The sequence below is a fragment of the Caulobacter sp. ErkDOM-C genome, from assembly GCF_048541825.1.
Lineage (GTDB): Bacteria > Pseudomonadota > Alphaproteobacteria > Caulobacterales > Caulobacteraceae > Caulobacter.
In genome coordinates, this window is sequence record NZ_CP183332.1 from 3,121,114 (window position 1) to 3,141,078 (window position 19,965).

Consider the following 19,965-nt stretch of genomic DNA (forward strand, 5'->3'; position numbering starts at 1 on the left):
AACTGGCTATGCTCGAGATCACAGTGGCCTCAAGGCCAGAACTTCTCGTTCCCCCGATCAAGACCCAGCACTAAGGCAAAGGACGCGGGCTCGTCTGAACACCTGTCGAGGCGCCCCAGATGGACTTTGCGAAATTGCTAGTTAAAACTTTCGCCAGAAGATTCGGCGGAGAATTAAGACGTGGCACGCCTCCAGGCTATGCAGGTGTTTGTCAAAGTCGCCGAAAGCGGTGGATTTGCTGAAGCCGCTCGACAGCTGAATATGAGCCCGCCGGCGGTCACAAGAGCTGTAGCACTTCTCGAGGAAGGGCTGGGGGCTCGGCTATTTACACGCACGACGCGCGTGGTGCGCCTGACCGAAGTCGGCCAGCGCTACTTTGACGACTGCCAAAAAATTCTCTCATACATCGAAGAGGCCGACGCCGTGGCGTCGGGCGCCTACAGCGAGGCCAAGGGCAGCCTGACAGTCACCGCTTCCGTGCTGTTTGGACAGATGTACGTCATGCCAATCCTGCAGGAGTACTTGGAACAGAACAGTCAGGTCGTTGGCAAGTCGCTGTTTCTCGACCGGGTCACCAATCTTGTTGAAGAAGGCGTCGATGTGGCCCTGCGCATCGGCCACCTCAGCGACTCCGGCCTTGCGGCCATTCGCGTTGGCCAGGTGCGGCGGGTGATCTGCGGTTCTCCGAAATACTTCGAGCAACATGGGGCCCCTAGCGTACCCCAGGATCTGGCTGGACATCGGATTGTCGCGGCGACGAGCGCGTGGACTAATCTAGAGTGGCGGTTTGGTCGCGAGCGCAAGGTTTCGACCATGGTCGAGCCTCGCCTTTTCTGTAACAGCAACCAGGCCGTTATCGATGCCGCTCGGTCGGGGTGGGGGCTGACTCGCATCCTGTCCTACCAAATCGGCGCAGAACTGCGCGATGGTGACCTGCAGATCGTGCTGGCCGACTACGAGGAAGAGCCGTTGCCTATCCACGTGGTCCACCCAGAGGGTCGGCGGGCCTCAGCCAAGGTGCGCGCCTTCGTCGATCTTGCCGTGGACCGGCTAAGGGCCAACCGTCTGCTCAACTAGGGCGCCTCAGATCTTACGGCTCCAAAGAGATCGAACCTTGCCCTGGATGGCGGCCCGTTCGGCCGCACCTTGAGATCAGCGTCACGCCAGCACCGTCTTGGCGACCAGTGACCGATAGGGCCCCTGGTCCCACTCCGCCCCACGCGGCAGCCGCGCCACCTCGCGCGCCCCTCGGTCGATCAGAACCGAGAAAGGGAAACCAAGGGCGCCGTAGCTCTTGGTGAGCTTGTTGTCCTTGGCCAGATAGGGCGTCAAATGCGCGAAGCGATCTCCCCAGAACTCGTCAACCGCCAGCCAGCCACGTCCGTCGAACGAGACCGGAAGGACCGCAAGGTCGGAGGCAAACACAGCAGCCAGTCGGTCCAGACTCGGCATTTCTATGCGGCAAGGGCCACACCAGGTTGCCCACAGGTTCAGGAGGACGACGCGGCCGCGAAAGTCGGCGACCTGCCTCTCCCGGCCCTGCCGATCAGTGAACTTCCCAGTCGCAGCGGCACGTCCAGAAAACCCGTGGACGAGCGGCGGGGAACCAAGACCGCTGAGGTTCGTCTGAGCCTCGGCCGCCCCGGCGCCGGCCAGGGCGGCAAGGCCAAACACGGCACGCCGGCTAATAGATGGACCGGTCATCGGGCGAAGCGCGTCCGCAACAGGTGATCGACCGAAATCGCGCCCGGGCCCTGGACCAGGATGGCTGCGGCCATCGCGAACCACCCCAGATGTACGCCCAGAAAGGCGTCCGGGTAGACAAAGAGCTGGATGACCAGGGTCATCACAAAGATCCCGAGGGCGGAAGCGCGTGTCGCCAGGCCCACAAAGAGGCTCAAGGCAAAGGCATGCTCGGCATAGGTGGCCAGATGAGCGGCCAGATCGGGGTCGATCAAGGGCAGCCGATACTCTTCGGCAAAGAGGAACTTGGCGCTGTCGGAGACCGTCAGCAGACCTTCAACCTTGGTGCGGGCAGAGGTCCAGAACACACCCGCTAGGCCCCAGCGCAACAACAGGCGCGGCACGCTGGGCGGGACGAGGTCAAGCGTCGTGTCCAGGCGACGGAGGGACCGCGAGATGAAGTTATCGTCCGTATACGAGTTATTGTGCATCGATCTTGCTTTCATTGATGAGGACAAGGGCTTGCAGGTCGAGCAAGCGCCGAATGGCTTGGGCCGCAGCAGGTGCTGCATCAGGGCCCAGGGATTCGAGGGCCGTTTCGAGTGAGGCGGGGTTTCGAAACACGTCCGCTATGGCAGCCTCGGTGTCGTCCAGAGCATGGGCTCCGACCGTGTGCGCATCGCGCACGATCAGGCCGTTCTCCGGGCGCCAGTCGAGTCCCGCCAGGTCTTCACCGGTCTTGTGAGCTTGCCAGATAGAGACAATTGGATAGGGCGATCGGATCAACTGGGTAGAGCCGCGCCACCGCAGCTGGCTTTCGACCCCAAGCGCCGTGAGATTCCCGGCCGGGTCATCGCCCTCGTCGCTGGCGTAGAAGGCCTGAACAAGCACGTACTCAAGCCTGGCGACATCGGCCAGGTAAGGAACCGGAGCGGCGGGTCCAAAACGTCCGATGAATTCGGCAAAGCTCTCGCCATAGTCGCGCAGAAGGCGCGAGGTAGGCGGCGTGAGCTCCAAATAATCCTGCGCCATCGCGCGGAAGAACCCCTCGCCCACCAGTTGCTCAACGACCGGGAAGCTCTGCGCCAGGGCTCGCAAAAGCGCCTGCCGATAGTTGTTGCGGTAGATCTCGAACGCTGGGCTGATCTCCGGAGGCAGCGGCCCGCTCGCCAGCACAGCTTGGGCGATGCGCGCAATCTCAGACATGATCCGCACCGATCTGGCCCATCAGGCGCCGGGCGTGCCGCAATTCCGCTAGCAAGGTTTCGAAGGGCGGGACGTCATTGTCCCTCTCGATCAGCGTCGGACGCGCGCCGATACGCGCCATCAGGTCGACATAGAGCGCCCAGACGGGATCGGCGACTGGGGCGCCATGGCTGTCGAGCAGCTTTCTCCCGTCCATCTCGAGCAGTACGCTCTCATGGCCGGCAAGGTGAATTTCGCCGATCTGATCAACCGGGAAGTTGTGAAGATAGTGAGCTGCGCAGAACCCGAGATTCTGGGCCGAGACGTAGACATTGTTGATGTCCAGCAGCAGGCCGCAACCGGTGCGTTCGGTCAGGCGCTGAAGAAACTCGGTCTCTTCAAGCTCGCCTCCGGCCAGGTGATAGTACCGAGCTGGATTCTCCAGCAAGATTGCGCGGCCCAGCACGTCCTGAACGGCTTCAATATGATCGCCGACCCGATTGAGCGCTGCAGGACTATAGGCGATTGGCAGCAGGTCGTTGAAGTAGACCCCTTCATGTGACGACCAGGCCAGATGCTCCGAAACCGCCGCCGGCCGAACCCAGTCGACCAGCGCCTTCAGGGCGCCCAAGTGCGCGCGGTCGGGTGGCTCGTTTCCGCCGAGCGAGAGTGCAACCCCGTGCAGGGAGATGGGATAGGTCTCGGCGAGCCGCTCGAGCAAGGCCCGCGCCGGGCCGCCGGCGGCCATATAGTTTTCTGCGTGGACCTCCAGAAAGCCGACTTCGGCGCTGCCCTCAAGCAGCGCCGTGGCGTGCTCGCGCCGAAGGCTAAGCCCCACGGCGACGGGCAAGAGCCCGCCGCCCGCCGAACGCTCGCGGCGCACGGGAATTCCCAAACGCGTCGGAATGTCAGGTGGAGTAGACAAAGGCCTATGCCTTCGGCTTAGCCGTAAAGGCGCTGAGTTGGCCAAGGCCCGTCGCCGAGGTCGGCGATTTCATCGTAGTGCAGGTCCCCTTGGGAACGAGCGTCCAGGCATTGGCCTGATAGTCGATCTTGGAGGTCCCAGCACATGACGTCCCGGGGCCTGCCGCACAGTCATTGTGTCCGGCGAGAGAAACCCCAAAGCACTTTTCACGCGCAGGCCGCTCGGCTGCGGAGGCAACCATCGGGGTCAGGGCGACAGCGAGCACACCGGCCAGGAAGGCCGAACGGCTAATCGACATTGTAATCTCCATCGTGAAGTCTGCGATTGGCGAAGACAGTCAAAAGGACCGCCACGCAGACGCTGACACCGAGGAGAAAGATCTGATCGTTCGGGCTAGGCGTTTTCAGAACATTCTGCGCCTTGCCTCACCGCAACACTTTACTTGAAGTGCTCGCAGCCAGGCCCCTTACGTTTGATGAAACAAAGACTGCAGGTTAGGCGCTGCCGTCTCGTTTCACTCCGCAAACCCTTCTCGCTCGGCTTGTGCGCCGGGAATGAAGATAGGCCGCTGTTCCTGCCGCGATAACATATGCGAAAAGAGAGTGTGTCTTTCACTGTGCGCAACAGTTGGGCTACCGGGAGCGACATGGTCGTTGGCTGCCAAAGGCGCTTCCACACTTGAAGCAGGCCAATCACCGCCCGCTCCCAAGGGCGGAGAGCATTTCACCCGCGCCACACCCCAGATCGAGCGCCTTGACCATCCCGACAGTCAAACCGGCCGGCTAAGGATCCGAGCACGGCTTGAACCTGCCTGACCAGTGGCCGCCTCGGCGCTCGCCTGGACGTCAAATCCTGGCCAATCTTCAAGGCTGGTCATCCGCTCCGCCCGCTGATTTTCAGCCAAGATCGCCGCCCCCTGATCCGGCCCCGCGCGTTCGGCAGGATGGAGGCCCGGCCGCAATGCCGGCCATCCCAAATTCTGGAATGGTGTGTTCCGAAATAACCCTATTCCGAGCGGCGAACGAACCATCGAAGTTGCCAGGCACTGGGCGATGGGTTCCGGCAAAGCGTCACGATCAGCGAGGTTTCAAGGCTCTTCTTGGCCTCACACAACGCTTGGTCGTCGCCGGCGGCCAGCCATCGCTCCGAACGTTCCGCAACCGGCAGAGCTGGGCGTGCGGCCGCTCCGATAAGAACAGGTGACACGTGACGCGCGACGGACTGACCGAAAAGATCTTGGATATCAAGCGCCGGCGGGACCTGACATGGAGCGACATCTACGCCCACGCCCTGCCGCTCTCGCCTGCGCTGACCGTCGGGGCCTTGCTGGGCCAGATGAGACTGGGGCCAGACGCGGCCGTGAAGGTTGGCACCTTCCTCGCGCTCGATGCGGATGAGATCAAGATGCTCGGCGAGGTCCCAAGCCGCGGGACGCCGATGCCGCCCACCGATCCGCTGCTCTATCGCTTCTATGAGCTGCTGATGGTCAATGGACCGGCTTGGAAGGCCTTGATCGAGGAGGAATTTGGCGACGGCATCATGTCTGCCATCGATTTCAACCTCGATCTGGGTCGCCAGGTCGATCCCAAGGGGGACCGCGTACGGATCGTCATGAGCGGGAAGTTCCTGCCCTTCAAATACTACGAGAGTGATCGCGACGCCGCGTTCGCCTTTGTACCCGACTAGGATCTGAGTATGGCCCCGCCCCTCAAGGAAGCTGCGGGTTCACAGCCGAGCGCTGAACTTTCAGAGGAACGTCGTGCCGAATGGCGGGGCCTTCTTGGACATCTCACCAACCAGGGCGCCAGGCTCAGGTTCTTCCCGCACCGGGCAGTGATGTTCCTGGCCCTCGCCCAGTCGCGAGAAGGCTCGGCGCGAGCCAGTCTGATCGACCGTGCGCAACAGACCCTGAACGACTTTGACGCCTTGGTAAGAGGTTTCACGACCGATCCAAGCGTCTTTGCGATCGGAAAAGAGCTCTTCATCCACCTTGGCCAGTTCCTCGCCCCCCACCGTGCGGTGTTCGATGAAACCGCTGGCCGCTTCTCCAGGGATTGCGCCTTGCTAATCCACGCCATGCGGGCGCGTGGGGGCGAGGACCCGGCACTTTTCGAACTGTCCGAATTCGTCTCGATCACGTTGCTTGAGCGGATGAATGCGTTGGTCGAGCAGTTTACGGCCGAACTGTCGCGCGTGTCCGAAGAGGGCAAAGCTAGGCTAACGGGTTGGCTGGCGGACTTGGATCGCCTCAACAGCTCCGTCTACATGATCTCGATCAACGCGACGATCCAGGCTGCCCGCTCAGGCGAGTCCGGACGAGCTTTTGCTTTGATAGCCAACGAGATCAACGGCCTCAGTGGGGAGGTAAAAAGGATCACTTCGACCATAAGGCGTAACATGATCGGCGCCTGACGCGCCCAACTAGCGGGCGGGCGCGGGTTGGCCAATAATCAGACCACCCGAGCTCTGAAGGCCGCGCCCCTAAGTCTCGCGACCTAGGTGAGTATATCCCTATTCGGCGGCGACCAGACACTTCTCTGCCTCTGCCCCTGCCCCGCTCAAACAAGCACCGCAAGCGAAGCCGCCTCAGCGATCGTTGTCAGCAGCAGGGCGGCGTTGATCGGCTTTGGCAAGAACGCATAGAAACCCAGATCCGAATAGTGCTCCATATCGCCATCCAGCACGTCCGCGCTAAGGGCGATAATCGGAGGGGGACGCCAACCGGGCGGAGGCTCGTCGCGAATGATCCGAGTGGCCGTAACTCCGTCCATGATTGGCATGCGCAGATCCATCAGGCAGACGTCAAACGGTCGCGCGCGCATCATTTCAAGGGCGACCGCCCCATTGTCAGCGACCGCACAGACATGGCCGGCGCTCTCCAGGATGGTCCGGACCAGGCGTTGGAGAGTCGGATTATCCTCAGTGATCAAGATATCCAGTGAATGGCTCTCAACTCTTGCCAGGCTCTCAAGCTGCCGGATCCTCTCTCGACAGGCCTCTGATGGGATTTCGAACCAAAATCGTGCACCACCCTCTTTTCGGTTCTCGGCCCCGATTTCACCATTCATCGCCCGAACCAGATGAGCACTGATGGCCAAGCCAAGGCCTGCGCCCTCGTGAAGACGAGAAGCAGAGTTGTCGGCCTGTTCGAAGGGCTCAAAAATGCGCTCAGCGTCCTCTGCTGGAAAACCTGGTCCAGTGTCGACGACATCGACTCGAAAACGCCCCGACTGCGCCGGCCCTATCCAGGCCGCTGATACCTCCACGACACCCGCATCCGTAAACTTCAGAGCATTCCCGACCAAGTTGACGACGACCTGCCGCAGCCGGTCAACATCGGCGGTCACGAACTCTGGCAAGGGCTGGGCGACTTTAAACGAAAGACAGAGACCCCTCTTGGCTGCGATTGGCGAAAGCAATCTAACGATTGCGGCCAACACCTCGGTGGGATTGATCGGGACCGGCCGAATCGCCATGTTCGCTTCCGCTTTGGCCAAGTTCAGCACATCGTTGACGATCGCATGCAGGGCATGAGCGGCTTCAAGCAAGGACGACACATAGTCCTGCTGCCTCGCGTCCAATGAGGTTTGGGCGAGAAGCTCGGTCAGTCCGATTACTCCCGTCAGGGGCGTCCGCAGCTCATGGCTCATTGTTGCCAGAAAACGCCCCTTGACCCGTGCCGCAGCCTCAGCTCGCTCACGCGCTTCGGCAAGATCCGCAAGCGCTTGCTTGTGAGCCGTTACGTTGAAATGGATGGCGAGATAAGCAACCGGCCGACCGATTTCGTCGAGTTGTGGCGTAATGGTTGTGTCTAGCCAGTAAAGCGCGCCGCATTTGCGCTTGTTGCAGATCGTACCACTCCAAGCGCTGCCTGAAGAGGCTGCCTCATACATTTGGGCAAATAACTCGGGTGGGTTGGTCCCGGAGCTGACAAGTGGGTGACGGGCCCCGATGATTTCTCCACGCGCGTAGCCACTCACTTCACAGAATTTGTCATTGCAGTCGATGATCCCGCCGCTCAGATCCGTAAGAACGACGATCGCGGCCTTGTCGCAGGCGCGTGCGAAAAGACTCGTACTGTTGGCCGGAGGTTGGACGGCAGTCGCAATGGACATCGGGATAACTCCCCAGTTGGCCAGTGCCTGCAAGCATTTGGCCCCTCGAATGAAATGCGTAGCGTCCATCTTGCGGCTATCTCGCCTCAGCGATTAGCCGCAGATTTCGCAAAACAGCGTTTCAGGGAGTGCAGACAAACCGTCGGCAGCCGAGGCGTTTATTGCGCATATCGGAATCGGTCCTTCCAGATTTCGACCGTTCAGCACCAGGAAGCCAGCCGTCATGTTGAAGGGGTAAGTTTCAAACCGGAGAACATCCATGCAATTCTATCGTTTCCCGCTTTCGGGCCACTCGCATCGCGTCGAACTCTTTCTGTCGCTGCTGGGCGAGACCGCCGAGTTCGTCGAGGTCGACCTGCGCAAGGGCGCCCACAAGCAGGCCGACTTCCTCGCCCTCAATTCCCTGGGCCAGGTTCCCGTCTTGAAGGATGGTGACGTCGTCGTTGCCGATTCCAATGCGATCCTCGTCTATCTGGCCAAGAAGTTCGATCGTGCCGACTGGCTCCCGAAAGATGCTGCGACTGCCGCCAGGGTGCAGCGTTGGCTGTCGATTGCTGCGGGCCAAATCGCTTCAGGTCCGGCCGCTGCACGACTGATCACCGTCTTTGGTGCGGGTCTGAATGCCGCCGAAGTCATCGCGCGAGCTCATACCATTCTGCAGGTCATGGATAGCGAGCTGGCAGGTTCGGACTTCCTGGCCGGTGACCGCCCCACGATCGCCGACGTGGCGGCCTACACCTATGTGGCACACGCACCGGAGGGCAACGTGGCCCTGGAAAGCTACAAGAACGTTGGGGCTTGGCTGGCCCGCGTCGAGGCGCTTCCTGGCTTCGTGCCGATGCAAAGCACGCCGGTCGGTCTGGTCAAATGATCACCCGCCTGCGCCGACGCCTGCTGAATTTCTTCAGCCGCGTTGATCGGCGCGAAGCCCGGGCGCCGTTAAGCCAGCAAGAGTTCCAGGCCCTTCGCCTGGATTGCCTGGCGACCGGTACGCCCTGCTAGTCTAAAAATGGGGCCGGCGCGTTGGTGCCGCCATTGGAGCAAGTTTCAGTGACACATGGCGATCCCACCCGTTGGCCCCACGACCGCTCCCCCTTCCACGAGGGCGAGCAGGCGCTCCAGGAACGTCTGGGCGTGCGGGCAAAGATTGAAGCGACCGGCCGGAAAATCATCCGCGGTCAGATGCCCGATCAGCACCGGACGTTTTTCGAACAGCTGCCGTTCATCGTCTTGGGATCTCGTGACGCCACGGGCCAGCCCTGGGCGACGCTGCTCGACGGCGCGCCGGGCTTCGTCCAGTCTCCGAGCGCCGCAACGCTTACCCTGGCTGCGGCATTCTCCTCTGGGGACCCCGCGGCCGAAGGCGTGGCCGCAGGGCAACCGGTCGGCTTTCTAGGCATCGAACTCCACACCCGACGCCGTAACCGGGTGAACGGGCGGGTTTCAGCCCGAGGGCCCGAGGGCTTTTCAGTCGCTGTAGATCAGAGCTTTGGTAACTGCCCTCAGTACATCCAGGGGCGTCATTTCGAGCGCGTGGACCAGACGCTGCTGGGCCAGCACGCTCCCCCCAAGCGAACCCCAGGGCTGTCCCAAGAGGCCGCGTTGCTCGTAGCCCAGGCGGACACGTTCTTCATCGCCTCAACCCACACCGACAAGGCCGCGCTAGATCCAGTCAACGGTGTCGATGTTTCCCATCGGGGCGGCAAACCTGGCTTTGTCAGGGTTCAGGGTGATGTGCTCACCATCCCGGATTTCCTGGGGAATTTCCTGTTCAACACCTTGGGCAACATCCTCGTCGAACCGCGTGTCGGACTTGTCTTCCCCGATTTTTCGACCGGTGATCTTTGGCACATCTCGGCGAAGGCCGAGATCATCTGGGACGGGCCCGAGGTGGCGGGCTTCGCTGGGGCCGAGCGGCTCTTGCAGTTTACCGTTCTGGAGACCGTGAAGGTTGCCGCCAGCCTGTCGATCCGTGCGATCGGAGACGTTGAGGCATCACCCTATTTGGATAAGACTGGATCTTGGGAGGCCACCGAGCCCGGCGCCTGGGGCAAGGGCGAATTTCGTGCTTTTCGCGTCGCATGGGCCGAGCCCGAAACCGAGACGGTACGGTCTCTGGTTCTGAAGCCGATGGATGGAGGCAGCGTGCCCGTCCACAAGGCTGGGCAGCACATCTTTGTGCGCTTGACAGTGAACGGCGCGCTGGAATTGCGCCCCTATACAGTTTCAGACGCCGCCAATGGCTCAAGCTACCGCATAAGCGTCAAGCGACAGGGCCGTTTTTCAGAGGCCGTCCATCAGCTGAACGTTGGTGACGTCGTCGAGCTCCTCCCACCACGTGGCGAGTTTGTCTTTGACGAAGCTGCGCCGCGACCGGCGGTCCTGCTTTCCGCAGGTATCGGGGTTACGCCGATGATCGCGATGATCAACCGTATCCTCGTCAATAATGGTCGCAGCCGTTCACAGCAGCGCCTGTGGTTTTTCCACGGTGCGCGCAACAGCCTTGACCATGCCTTCCGCCACCACATGGTCGACAAATGCGCAAGGCATAGCAACCTCACGATGGTCACGGCCTATAATGAGCCTTTGCCGAACGATGTCTTGGGGCGCGACCACGACATTACAGGTTGGGTTGACTTGGCCCTCCTGAAGGCCCGGCTGCCGTTCGACGACTATGAGTTTTATCTGTGCGGGCCGCCGCCATTTATGAGCGCCCTGTCGCAGGGTCTGCTGGGGATGGGCGTTCGTCCCGAACGCATCCACTCAGAAACCTTTGGTCCAGCTGCAATAAAACCCAAGGCCGCTGAGACGACCGTGAGCGCAACAGGCCGGAAAGCAGCACCAAACGCGGCCACTGAAGGCGGTGGACCGGCCGTGGAGGTGGAGTTCCGCGCAAGCGGTAAGCACGCGACCTGGCGGCCGGGGGATGGAACGCTTCTTGAGCTTGCCGAGCGCGAGGGCCTCTCTCCCTTGCATAGTTGCCGATCGGGTTCGTGCGGCGTCTGCGCAGTTAAGCTGCTCAGCGGCGTTGTCGGCTACGAGAACAGCCCCACTGCCCATTATGAAGATGGTGAGGCCCTGATCTGCAGCGCGGCGCCCAAGCACGATGGCGGTGATGTGCCCGGGCCGCTTGTCTTGGACGTCTAGCCGGCCCTCAAGGGATTGAGCGTGTGAATGTGCTGCGTAACGCTACCGCCCACGAGGTCGGCGTTTGCGCGGGGGCTCGCCTTGTCATCGCTTACACTCCGCCTGACGGAAGGCACTATTGCGCAAAAGCAGGATGGCGCTGAGCGCCGCCGATCCGGACACTGGCGCAGCTGTCAAGGTTGACAGCGCATCACGTTCGCGAAGCGGCCGGGCGATTTTCGCCAGGGTCCGGCGACATTTCGTCAGGGATCGAGCATGGCCAAGAAGGTCTTGTTACTTTTGGCAGATGGTTTCGAGCCGCTGGAAGCGGCTGGCTTTACCGACGTACTGGGCTGGGCCAACATCGATGGCGAAGAGCCGATCGACCTCGTTTCGGCTGGTCTTCGCCCGATGCTTCGGGCCACGTTCGGCTTTTCGGTAGTCCCCGACCAGAACGTCCAAGATCTCGATCTTGCCACCTTTGACGCCCTGGCCATTCCTGGCGGCTTTGAAGGCGCCGGCTTTTACGACGACGCATTGTCGCATGACTTTTCGGAGGTGATCCGTAACTTCGAAGCGGCGGGCAAGCCGATCGCCTCGGCCTGTGTGGCGGCACTCGCGCTCGGCGCGGCGGGTATCCTGCAAGGCCGGCGCGCGACGACCTATCATCAGGTTGGCGGAAAGCGAAAAGCTCAGCTTGAATCCTATGGCGCGACGTTCGTCGATCGCCCGCTGGTCATTGACGGCGCACTGATTACCTCAACCGGCCCCGGAACGGCCATCGAGGTCGCCTTCGCGCTCCTGGAAATGCTGACTTCGCACTCGAACGCGGACCATATCCGCCATGTCATGCGGATGCCCCGTCCCGACGCGGCGTGGCACGCCCTGCCTCAGGTTTTGACGGTGGACGCGGAATTCAACACGGACTCTGACGAACAGGTGCTCAATGGCTGACTACGACTTCGACCTGTTTGTGATCGGCGCCGGTTCAGGCGGTGTGCGCGCAGCACGTGTGGCGGCGATGAGCGGCGCCAAGGTCGCCGTGGCCGAAGAGTACCGGGTGGGTGGAACCTGCGTCGTGCGCGGATGCATTCCCAAAAAGTTCATGGTCTATGCCAGTGAGGTCTCTAGCCAGCTGAAGACTGCGGCCGGCTATGGCTGGACGATCGGCGATGCGCGCTTCGAATGGACAAGGTTCCTGCAGGACAAGGACGTCGAGATCGCCCGGCTGTCAGGCGTCTATGTCACCAACCTCCAGAAGGCCGGAGCCAAGCTCCTGCACGGTCGCGGGCAGATCGTTGACGCCCACACCGTCGAGGTCCTGCCCAAGACCGGCAGTGACGACGCCGGGACCTACACCGCCCGCAGGATCCTGGTCGCAACGGGCGGTCGCCCCGTGCGTCCTGAGTTCCCGGGCGCGGAACTTGGGATCACGTCGGACGAGGCCTTCCATCTGCCGAGCCTGCCCAAGAGCATACTGGTGGTGGGCGGCGGCTACATTGCCGTCGAATTTGCCGGAATCTTCAACGGCCTGGGCGTCGAGACAACGCTCCTCTATCGCGGCGCCAACATTCTGCGCGGCTTTGACGACGACGTGCGCATGCACCTGGCCGACGAACTGGAAAAGCGCGGGATCAAGGTCGTCCTGGGCTGCTCGCACACGAGCATCAAACAGATGGACGACGGCCATCTGCTGAGCACCCTGAGCAATGACCTGACCTTCGAAACAGGCGCGGTGATGTTCGCAACCGGCCGCGAGCCCTATACGCGGGGCCTGGGTCTGGAGAAGGCCGGTGTGGGCCTGAATGACAAGGGCGCGATCGCCGTTGACGCCTTCTCCAAGACGAACATCGACAGCATTTGGGCTGTCGGCGACGTCACCAACCGGATCAATCTGACGCCCGTGGCGATCCGAGAGGGGGCCGCCTTTGCCCAGACCGAGTTCTACGACAACCCCACCAGCTTTGATCATGACATGGTCGCCTCGGCCGTCTTTTCACAGCCGCCGGTCGGCTCGGTCGGCATGAGCGAAGCGCAAGCCCGTCAGGCGTTTGGCAAGGTCGACATCTATCGTTCCGTCTTCCGGCCGATGAAGGCCACCTTTTACGGCGGCCAGGAGCGGTGCCTCGTCAAGCTCGTCGTCAGGCAGGATGACGAGCGGATTGTGGGCGTCCACGTTGTTGGACCTGACTCCCCGGAGATCATCCAGATGGCGGCGATCGCGCTGAAGATGGGCGTCACCAAGCCTCAGTGGGACTCCACTTGCGCGGTTCACCCGACCCTGGCCGAGGAACTGGTCACGATGCGCGAGAAATACGTGCCCTCCGACGTGGGGACGTAGCCTTGATCCAGACCCTGCAGGCTGGTGCGCGGTCTGGAAGCCTTTTGGATAAGTGCCGCCTCGCGCCCCACGCCGACTGCTCGACGCAGCCGACCCACACAGATTTATGAGGACGCCGTGCATGGCCGACACCGCTAGCCTGCAAGAGCGTCCGCTGACGCTCGACGATCTGACCGCCTATTTCGCTTCGGGCTCCAAGCCCAAGGAAGCCTTCCGGGTCGGGGCCGAACACGAGAAGTTCGGCTTCTATCTCGGCTCGCACGCGCCTGTGCCCTATTACGGCGACAAGGGCGTCCACGCCCTTCTGGTCGGCCTGCAGCGCTTTGGCTGGAAGCCGGTGATGGAAGGCGAGGTCATCATCGGGCTGGAGCGCAACGGCGCCAATGTCAGCCTGGAGCCCGGCGGTCAGTTCGAACTGTCCGGCGCGCCGCTGCTGACCATGCACGACATCTGCGAAGAGACCGGCCAGCACCTGGACGAGGTCAAGACCGTCGCCGACGAGCTGGGCCTGGGCTTCATGGGTCTGGGCTTCTCGCCGGTCTGGAAGCGCGAAGAGGTGCCGGTGATGCCCAAGGGGCGTTACGTCATCATGCGCAACTACATGCCCAAGGTCGGGGGCATGGGCCTCGACATGATGCTGCGCACCTGCACGGTGCAGGCCAATCTCGACTTCTCGTCCGAAGCCGACATGGTCGCCAAGTTCCGCATGAGCCTGGCCCTGCAACCGATCGTCACGGCCCTGTTCGCCAATTCTCCGTTCACGGAAGGCAAGCCCAACGGCTTCCTGTCGAGCCGGGCCAATGTCTGGACCGACACCGACGCTGACCGCACCGGCCTGCTGGACTTCGTGTTCGAGGACGGCTTCGATTTCGAGCGCTATGCCCGCTACGCCCTGGACGTGCCGATGTATTTCGCCAAGCGCGGCGACCGCTATATCGACCTGGCCGGCCGCAATTTCCGCGACTTCATCGACGGCAAGATCGATGAGCTGCCGGGCGAGCGCGCCTCGATCAAGGACTGGGCTGACCACACCACCACCCTGTTCCCGGAAGTCCGCCTGAAGACCTATCTGGAAATGCGCGGCGCCGATGCCGGCCCGTGGAGCAGCCTGTGCGCCCTGCCGGCCTTGTGGACGGGCGTGTTCTATGACGACGCCGCCCTGGCCGCCGCCTGGGACCTCTGCAAGGACTGGACGGCTGAGGAGCGCGCCCAGCTGCGCCGCGACGTACCGGTTCTGGGTCTGCAGGCGCCGATCGCCGGGCGCACCGCCCAGGACGTGGCCAAGGATTTCGTCGCCATCGCCAAGTCGGGCCTCAAGGGCCGGGCCCACATGAACGGCGGGTTCCTGGACGAGACGATCCATATGGGCGAACTCGAAGAGATCGCCGACAGCGGCTTGACCCGGGCCGACCGCCTGCTGGAGCTGTATCACGGCCCCTGGCAGGGCGATGTCAGCCGGGTCTTTACCGACTGCGCCTACTGGGACGCACAGTCCAAAACTTAAGCCGGACACAGGCAGACAGGCTTTCCGCTCCCATCCAGAGGAGGCGGCTAGCCTGGCCGCGGGCAGCGAGGACGTGCCGAGCCAGGTTTGAGGCGAGTTCAAGCTCGCCATGTTCGGTCAGAACCAGACCGAGCACCGCCCAGGAGGTGCAGACCCGAGCCTATTTGGCTCAAGCCGGTTGACCCTGATGCTTTGCGCCTAAGCCCCCGTCCAGCGACGGAAGAGCAGACTGGCATTGACCCCGCCAAAGCCGAACCCGTTCGACAAGGCCAGGTCGACCTGCGCCTCGCGAGCCGTGGTGACGATATCAAGACCTTCGGCCAACGGGTCTCGAGACTTCAGGTTCAGGGTCGGCGGCAAAACACCTCTGGAAAGGGCAAGGACAGTGAAGGCGGCCTCCATACCCCCGGCGCCGCCCAACAGATGTCCCGTCGAGGCCTTTGTCGCGCTGATGGCTGGGCCGCCCTCGACGCCGAAAATGGCCCGAATGGCTGCCAGCTCGCCGGCATCACCGACCGGCGTCGAGGTTGCATGAGCGTTGATGTGACCCACCTGGCTGGCGGAAACCCCGGCCTGCTTCAAGGCGGCCATCATGGCTCGTTGGGCGCCCGCCCCGTCTGCGGGCCCTGCGGTAAGATGATAGGCGTCAGCGCTGGTGCCATATCCGACAAGCTCTGCGAGCGGCTGGGCCCCGCGCGCCAGCGCATGGTCCAGCGCTTCAATCACCAGAATGCCCGCGCCTTCGCCCATCACAAAGCCGTCGCGGTCGGCATCGAAGGGCCGGGAGGCGTGTTCAGGCGTGTCGTTATAGGCGCTCGACAGGGCCCTAGAGGCAGCAAAGCCACCCAGGCTGACATGGTGGATCGCCGCTTCGGTTCCGCCGCAAACGGCGATGTCGGCTTCGTAATTCCGGATAAGGCGGGCAGCATCACCGATCGCCTGCACGCCTGCCGCGCAGGCGGTCACCGGCGCGCCAATGGGGCCGGTGAAACCGTGGCGGATGCTGACCCAGCCGGCGGCCAGGTTAGCCAGAAACGAAGGTACCGTGAACGGTGAAAGCCGGCGCGCCCCACGGGCGTCGGTGGTCCGCACCGCCTGGGCCAGGGCGGGGAACCCGCCAATACCTGATCCAACAATCGTTGCTGTGCTCTGACGGCCCGCCTCGTCCTGAGGCGACCAACCCGCCTGAGCGAGGGCCTCCTCCGCCGCCGCAAGCGCGAACGGGATGAAGCGATCCATTTTCTTCTGGTCCTTGGATGAGACGACCTTTTCCAGGTTGAACTCTCCAAAGCCTTGCCCCTCGGGTACCGGCGCCACGACCTGGGCAGCAATGTCGGGAGCCACCTCAGGTGCAAGACGCCGCAGGCCAGACTCTCCGGCAAGCAGGCGCTGCCAGACCGTTTCGACACCGACCCCCAGGGGGGTGACCAAACCAAGGCCCGTGACAACAATGCGGCGCATGATAGCTATTCCGTTACTGACCCGCGATCGGGCGTGACCGCTCCAATAGGAACGTGGGGCTAAGCCTGGATTTGGGCGCAGCAGACCTGACTTGAGAACCACCACTCATGGCAATTCAGTCTTCCGCAGAGGCGCGCTTGCGACGGCGCGTTCAGACGCCGATTGTGCAGTTCGACGATCAGCACCGCCCGAATGCTGGGTTGACTGGAGCGAAGCCCGACCCACCCGCCTAGCAGTCCAAGCCGTCTTGGATCCTCAAAGCCGCGAGACAAAGAATGCCCATGCTCCACTCGCGTCGACAATTTTTTGCGTCCGCAACGGCTATCGCCGGACTTGCCGCCTTGCCTGCGACGGCGCGCGCCGGCAGTGATCGTCTGAAAATTCTCTACAACCGAGCCGCTCAGGAGCACTTTCCTGATCAGAACCCGGTCATCGTCATTCCCGGAATTCTCGGCACACGCCTGGTCGATGGCGCGTCGGGAGAGACCGTCTGGGGGGCATTCGATGGCATCTCCCCCAACTCGTCAGACAAGGCCAACGTCAGCAGGTTGGCCTTTCCATTCCACCGTCAATCGTTAGGCCCGGACTTGGCCGACTTGCGTCCAGACGCCGTGCTGGATCGCGTCCGCGTAAGACTCTTGGGTGTGCCATTTCAACTTCGGCAGTACGCCCAGATACTGTCCACACTCGGCGCGGCTGGCTACCGCGATGAAACCCTGCACCCCAAGGGCCTCGACTATGGCCCGGGTCACATCAGCTGCTTCCAGTTTCCTTATGACTGGCGACGCGACAACGCCGAAACAGCGTTGGCCCTAAAGCAATTCATGGATGAAAGGCGGCTAGTCGTCGCGGACGGCTATCGAGAATATCACGGTTACGACGTCGCGCCGGAGTCAATCCGCTTTGACGTCGTCGCCCACTCGATGGGGGCGGTTATGTTCCGATACTTCATGCGCTATGGCGGCCAGCCGCTGGATACACTCGGAGCGGGTCCAACTTTGGACTGGGCCGGCGCGGCCTATGTTGATCGCGCAATTCTGGTCGCGCCCCCCAATGGAGGCAGCGGCGAAACGATGCGGCTTCTGCTCGAGGGCCAGGACTTCGGACGCCCTGTTGCTCCCAGATATCCTCCCTCGGTCCTGGGTTCATTCCCTTCGGTCTACCAGTTGCTTCCACGACCCTGGTCGCCCGCTATTGAGGGGGTCGACGGCCAGCGTCTTTTTGAAGCAAAGACTTGGATTGACCGGGGCTGGGGCATCGCAGATCCGGACCAAGCTCCGGTGCTCGAACGCTTACTTCCAGAAGTTTCAGATCCAGATCGTCGTCGGCATCTGGCCCTTGACCATCTGGAGGTGAGTCTTACACGGGCCCAGAAGTTCCACACGGCGCTCGACAGTGCCCAGTTAGCACCGATCGGCTTCGAACCCTTCCTGGTCGCCGGCGATGCCGTGCCCACGCCAGAGCGTTATCGATATGACGCACAACGCAAGCGCCTAACCGTGGTCAGCTCTGCGCCCGGCGATGGCGCGGTCACCCGGTCCAGCGCCCTGCTCGACCACCGAACGCCCTCCACCTGGACACCGCGGATCCAGTCTCCGCTACGCTTTCGCAGCGTGTTGTTCACCGAGCAGGACCATCTGGGACTGACCCGAACCGATCTGTTTTCGGACAACCTGCTGTTCTGGCTTCTCGAAGAACAGCGTGGCGAAAACAGTGTCCGCTATTCGATTTAGTCGGCGTGACGCTGGTCAGGTATTGACGAGCACCCTTCGGATCACTGAAGCGACGGACACAGACGTCAATAGAGAGGCTGCCGCCTCGCCGCAACAGCCTCCCCGGCCACCGGCCACCGGCCACCGGCCCGTGAGACAGTGTATTTCACTAATCGAAACGGTCGTCGGCCACCGAGCACACTAGGTTCTCCTGACCCCGCCCAGGCATCAGCTGCCGGAAGGGGCGGCGTGCAAGCAGCGGAGTTCCTCGATGGACCAGTACACTCTCCAATCCGGCTCAGACGAGCTCGCACTGGTTCTCGGCCAACAGCCGGCGCCCGGCCCACTCGGTAATCGGCACGTAGTCGTGCGCATGATGGCGGCGAGCCTGAACTATCGCGATCTGCTCTGCAGAGGTGATCTGGAGGGAACCAGACAAGGCCTGGTTCCGCTCTCTGACGGCGCCGGTGAGGTGATTGAGGTTGGCTCAGGCGTTAGCCGTTGGCGACCGGGTGATCGCGTTAGTCCGGCCTTCTTCCCAAAATGGCGCTCTGGCCCTTTCCGGCCCGAACATCTGGCGGAGGCTCTCGGCGGCTCGAACACGGACGGCGTGCTGCAAAGCCTGTTCGTGGCGCATGAAGATGCGTTCGTGCGGATCCCGGACCGTCTGTCGTTTGCCGAAGCAGCCACCCTGCCCTGCGCGGGTGTGACCGCGTGGCATGCGCTGTTTGAGCGTGATCAGGTAGGGCCCGACCACACCATCCTTGTTCAAGGGACCGGCGGCGTTTCCATCATTGCGCTCCAACTGGCGCACGCCGCAGGCGCGAAGGTTATCGTAACATCTTCGTCTGACGCAAAGCTCGCCATCGCAAAGTCCATGGGAGCCTGGGCGGGCGTGAACTACAAGACGGCGCCTGACTGGGATCAGGCTGTTCTTGACCTGACGGATGGACGCGGCGCCGATCACATCCTCGAACTGGGCGGCCCGGACACCTACAATCGTTCGATCAACTGCCTCGCATTCGGGGGAACGATCTCACAGATCGGAGTCCTCACGGGCTTCGGTTCCAAGCCGGACATTACACCACTGCAGTTCAAAAATGGCCGGATCAACGGCATCTGCGTCGGGTCGGTCGAACACTTCGAACGGCTCATGGCCTTCGTCGAAGCCCACGCGATCACCCCACGCGTGTCCAAGACTTTCAAATGGAGCGGAGCGGCCGAAGCCTATGAGGCCCTGAGACGTTCTGACCACTTCGGCAAGGTGGTCATCAATATTCAGGACCACTCCTAGCGACTTCGAAACTGTGCGACGAAACCCGTGGCTGTTGTCCGACGAGGGAAGGGTCAGGAGGACGGTCGTCCTCGAGATCTTCGGGTTCGAGCTAGAGCTGTATGGTGACCCTAGCCTGACCCCGGAAGAAAAGGCCTTCTTCCAAGCCGAAACTGAGGCCCAGCCGGATCGTCTCGCCTAAACTTGGTGCGGCTTTGCGCCATAACCAGACCTTGGCACCCCTCCCGATTCCGGACCTTCACGCGTATGTGCAAAAGGCTCTGTGCGGCTCATTGCGGGCTTTCATTGCCCAAGTTGCCAACGCACTCGGATGACTCCTCGGCGACATCGGGAAGGTTCGTTTTTTAACGGCGGTCAGAGTGGTGATTGCCGGCTGCCTTGGAGGCACAGTCGCTGGCGAGTGACCGGCCTTCTGTTGGGTGATGAGACTTCAGCTACAGTTAATTGCTTTTCCGCCCGTGGGTTGGCGCTGTGCCAAACTCGTTCGCGAGCCAGCGGTTGAAGGAGCTTTGCCGGGAATAACCTAGCACTTCGGCGACCCTGGGCAGGACCAAGGCGTCGTTGCGAACATAGCGCACGACCATCTCTCGGCGCATGTCGTTGAGCACATGGCCGTAGC

At 62.2% G+C, this 19,965-nt stretch carries 17 protein-coding genes; 10 read left to right on the forward strand and 7 right to left on the reverse strand.

The window, feature by feature from the left end; translation table 11 throughout:
* The first annotated feature begins 180 nt into the window (after window positions 1–180).
* Window positions 181–1,077 (forward strand): LysR family transcriptional regulator, encoded by an 897-nt coding sequence (locus ACN2C8_RS15020; protein WP_419252824.1) that lies wholly within the window; start codon window positions 181–183, stop codon window positions 1,075–1,077.
* Between the two features lie 81 nt (window positions 1,078–1,158).
* Here the strand turns inward: ACN2C8_RS15020 and ACN2C8_RS15025 are convergent, their stop codons facing one another.
* From ACN2C8_RS15025 to ACN2C8_RS15045, 5 genes are read right to left on the reverse strand one after another with little or no spacing between them, the layout of a single operon-like run.
* Entirely contained in the window at window positions 1,159–1,704 is a 546-nt protein-coding gene (locus tag ACN2C8_RS15025; protein ID WP_419252826.1) for a TlpA family protein disulfide reductase, read from the reverse strand.
* Window positions 1,701–2,174: a DoxX family protein gene (locus ACN2C8_RS15030; RefSeq protein WP_419252828.1), complete on the reverse strand. Its 474-nt coding sequence runs from the start codon at window positions 2,172–2,174 to the stop codon at window positions 1,701–1,703. The genes ACN2C8_RS15025 and ACN2C8_RS15030 overlap by 4 nt, the downstream gene beginning before the upstream one ends.
* Window positions 2,164–2,889 carry a putative DNA-binding domain-containing protein gene (locus ACN2C8_RS15035; protein ID WP_419252830.1) on the reverse strand — a complete coding sequence of 242 codons (726 nt, stop codon included), beginning with the start codon at window positions 2,887–2,889 and terminating at the stop codon, window positions 2,164–2,166. The genes ACN2C8_RS15030 and ACN2C8_RS15035 overlap by 11 nt, the downstream gene beginning before the upstream one ends.
* Window positions 2,882–3,751 carry a DUF692 domain-containing protein gene (locus ACN2C8_RS15040; protein WP_419252832.1) on the reverse strand — a complete coding sequence of 290 codons (870 nt, stop codon included), beginning with the start codon at window positions 3,749–3,751 and terminating at the stop codon, window positions 2,882–2,884. Before ACN2C8_RS15040 ends, ACN2C8_RS15035 begins: the two co-directional genes overlap by 8 nt.
* Window positions 3,752–3,797: 46 nt before the next feature.
* Complete coding sequence (locus ACN2C8_RS15045) at window positions 3,798–4,103, reverse strand: DUF2282 domain-containing protein (protein WP_419252834.1); 306 nt, start codon at window positions 4,101–4,103, stop codon at window positions 3,798–3,800.
* Between the two features lie 896 nt (window positions 4,104–4,999).
* On the opposite strand from ACN2C8_RS15045, the gene cynS reads away from it, so the two are divergent.
* Together cynS and ACN2C8_RS15055 are read left to right on the forward strand one after the other, a co-directional pair.
* Window positions 5,000–5,479: a cyanase gene (gene cynS, locus ACN2C8_RS15050; protein WP_419252836.1), complete on the forward strand. Its 480-nt coding sequence runs from the start codon at window positions 5,000–5,002 to the stop codon at window positions 5,477–5,479.
* Between the two features lie 9 nt (window positions 5,480–5,488).
* Window positions 5,489–6,205: a hypothetical protein gene (locus ACN2C8_RS15055; protein WP_419252837.1), complete on the forward strand. Its 717-nt coding sequence runs from the start codon at window positions 5,489–5,491 to the stop codon at window positions 6,203–6,205.
* Window positions 6,206–6,351: 146 nt separating this feature from the next.
* On the opposite strand, the gene ACN2C8_RS15060 is transcribed toward ACN2C8_RS15055, so the two are convergent.
* Window positions 6,352–7,941 carry an ATP-binding protein gene (locus ACN2C8_RS15060; protein WP_419252838.1) on the reverse strand — a complete coding sequence of 530 codons (1,590 nt, stop codon included), beginning with the start codon at window positions 7,939–7,941 and terminating at the stop codon, window positions 6,352–6,354.
* A 226-nt stretch (window positions 7,942–8,167) separates the two neighbouring features.
* Between ACN2C8_RS15060 and ACN2C8_RS15065 the strand changes: the two genes are divergently transcribed.
* From ACN2C8_RS15065 to ACN2C8_RS15085, 5 genes are all read left to right on the forward strand, one after another.
* Window positions 8,168–8,779 (forward strand): glutathione S-transferase family protein, encoded by a 612-nt coding sequence (locus ACN2C8_RS15065; RefSeq protein WP_419252839.1) that lies wholly within the window; start codon window positions 8,168–8,170, stop codon window positions 8,777–8,779.
* Window positions 8,780–8,958: 179 nt separating this feature from the next.
* Window positions 8,959–11,055: a pyridoxamine 5'-phosphate oxidase family protein gene (locus tag ACN2C8_RS15070; RefSeq protein WP_419252840.1), complete on the forward strand. Its 2,097-nt coding sequence runs from the start codon at window positions 8,959–8,961 to the stop codon at window positions 11,053–11,055.
* 255 nt (window positions 11,056–11,310) lie between these two features.
* On the forward strand, window positions 11,311–11,988 hold the full coding sequence (locus ACN2C8_RS15075; RefSeq protein WP_419252841.1) for a DJ-1/PfpI family protein: 678 nt from the start codon (window positions 11,311–11,313) through the stop codon (window positions 11,986–11,988).
* Entirely contained in the window at window positions 11,981–13,375 is a 1,395-nt protein-coding gene (gene gor / locus ACN2C8_RS15080; protein ID WP_419252842.1) for a glutathione-disulfide reductase, read from the forward strand. The genes ACN2C8_RS15075 and gor overlap by 8 nt, the downstream gene beginning before the upstream one ends.
* A gap of 121 nt (window positions 13,376–13,496) precedes the next feature.
* Window positions 13,497–14,879 (forward strand): glutamate--cysteine ligase, encoded by a 1,383-nt coding sequence (locus ACN2C8_RS15085; RefSeq protein ID WP_419262198.1) that lies wholly within the window; start codon window positions 13,497–13,499, stop codon window positions 14,877–14,879.
* A 198-nt stretch (window positions 14,880–15,077) separates the two neighbouring features.
* On the opposite strand, the gene fabF is transcribed toward ACN2C8_RS15085, so the two are convergent.
* The gene (fabF, locus tag ACN2C8_RS15090) at window positions 15,078–16,445 is read right to left on the reverse strand and encodes a beta-ketoacyl-ACP synthase II (RefSeq protein ID WP_419262200.1); all 1,368 of its coding nucleotides are present in this window, start codon (window positions 16,443–16,445) and stop codon (window positions 15,078–15,080) included.
* 170 nt (window positions 16,446–16,615) lie between these two features.
* On the opposite strand from fabF, the gene ACN2C8_RS15095 reads away from it, so the two are divergent.
* Together ACN2C8_RS15095 and ACN2C8_RS15100 are read left to right on the forward strand one after the other, a co-directional pair.
* Window positions 16,616–18,073: a lipase/acyltransferase domain-containing protein gene (locus ACN2C8_RS15095; RefSeq protein ID WP_419252845.1), complete on the forward strand. Its 1,458-nt coding sequence runs from the start codon at window positions 16,616–16,618 to the stop codon at window positions 18,071–18,073.
* Window positions 18,074–18,323: 250 nt separating this feature from the next.
* Entirely contained in the window at window positions 18,324–19,346 is a 1,023-nt protein-coding gene (locus ACN2C8_RS15100) for a zinc-dependent alcohol dehydrogenase family protein (protein WP_419252846.1), read from the forward strand.
* The last annotated feature ends 619 nt before the right edge of the window (window positions 19,347–19,965 follow it).

Excerpts from the sequence above, each read along its gene's own strand:
- ACN2C8_RS15030 (WP_419252828.1), bottom strand. The coding sequence starts at position 2,174 with ATGCACAATAACTCGTATACGGACGATAACTTCATCTCGCGGTCCCTC.
- ACN2C8_RS15025 (WP_419252826.1), bottom strand. The coding sequence starts at position 1,704 with ATGACCGGTCCATCTATTAGCCGGCGTGCCGTGTTTGGCCTTGCCGCC.
- ACN2C8_RS15085 (WP_419262198.1), top strand. The coding sequence starts at position 13,497 with ATGGCCGACACCGCTAGCCTGCAAGAGCGTCCGCTGACGCTCGACGAT.
- ACN2C8_RS15035 (WP_419252830.1), bottom strand. The coding sequence starts at position 2,889 with ATGTCTGAGATTGCGCGCATCGCCCAAGCTGTGCTGGCGAGCGGGCCG.
- gor (WP_419252842.1), top strand. The coding sequence starts at position 11,981 with ATGGCTGACTACGACTTCGACCTGTTTGTGATCGGCGCCGGTTCAGGC.
- ACN2C8_RS15045 (WP_419252834.1), bottom strand. The coding sequence starts at position 4,103 with ATGGAGATTACAATGTCGATTAGCCGTTCGGCCTTCCTGGCCGGTGTG.
- ACN2C8_RS15055 (WP_419252837.1), top strand. The coding sequence starts at position 5,489 with ATGGCCCCGCCCCTCAAGGAAGCTGCGGGTTCACAGCCGAGCGCTGAA.
- ACN2C8_RS15100 (WP_419252846.1), top strand. The coding sequence starts at position 18,324 with ATGGACCAGTACACTCTCCAATCCGGCTCAGACGAGCTCGCACTGGTT.
- ACN2C8_RS15065 (WP_419252839.1), top strand. The coding sequence starts at position 8,168 with ATGCAATTCTATCGTTTCCCGCTTTCGGGCCACTCGCATCGCGTCGAA.
- ACN2C8_RS15075 (WP_419252841.1), top strand. The coding sequence starts at position 11,311 with ATGGCCAAGAAGGTCTTGTTACTTTTGGCAGATGGTTTCGAGCCGCTG.
- ACN2C8_RS15095 (WP_419252845.1), top strand. The coding sequence starts at position 16,616 with ATGCCCATGCTCCACTCGCGTCGACAATTTTTTGCGTCCGCAACGGCT.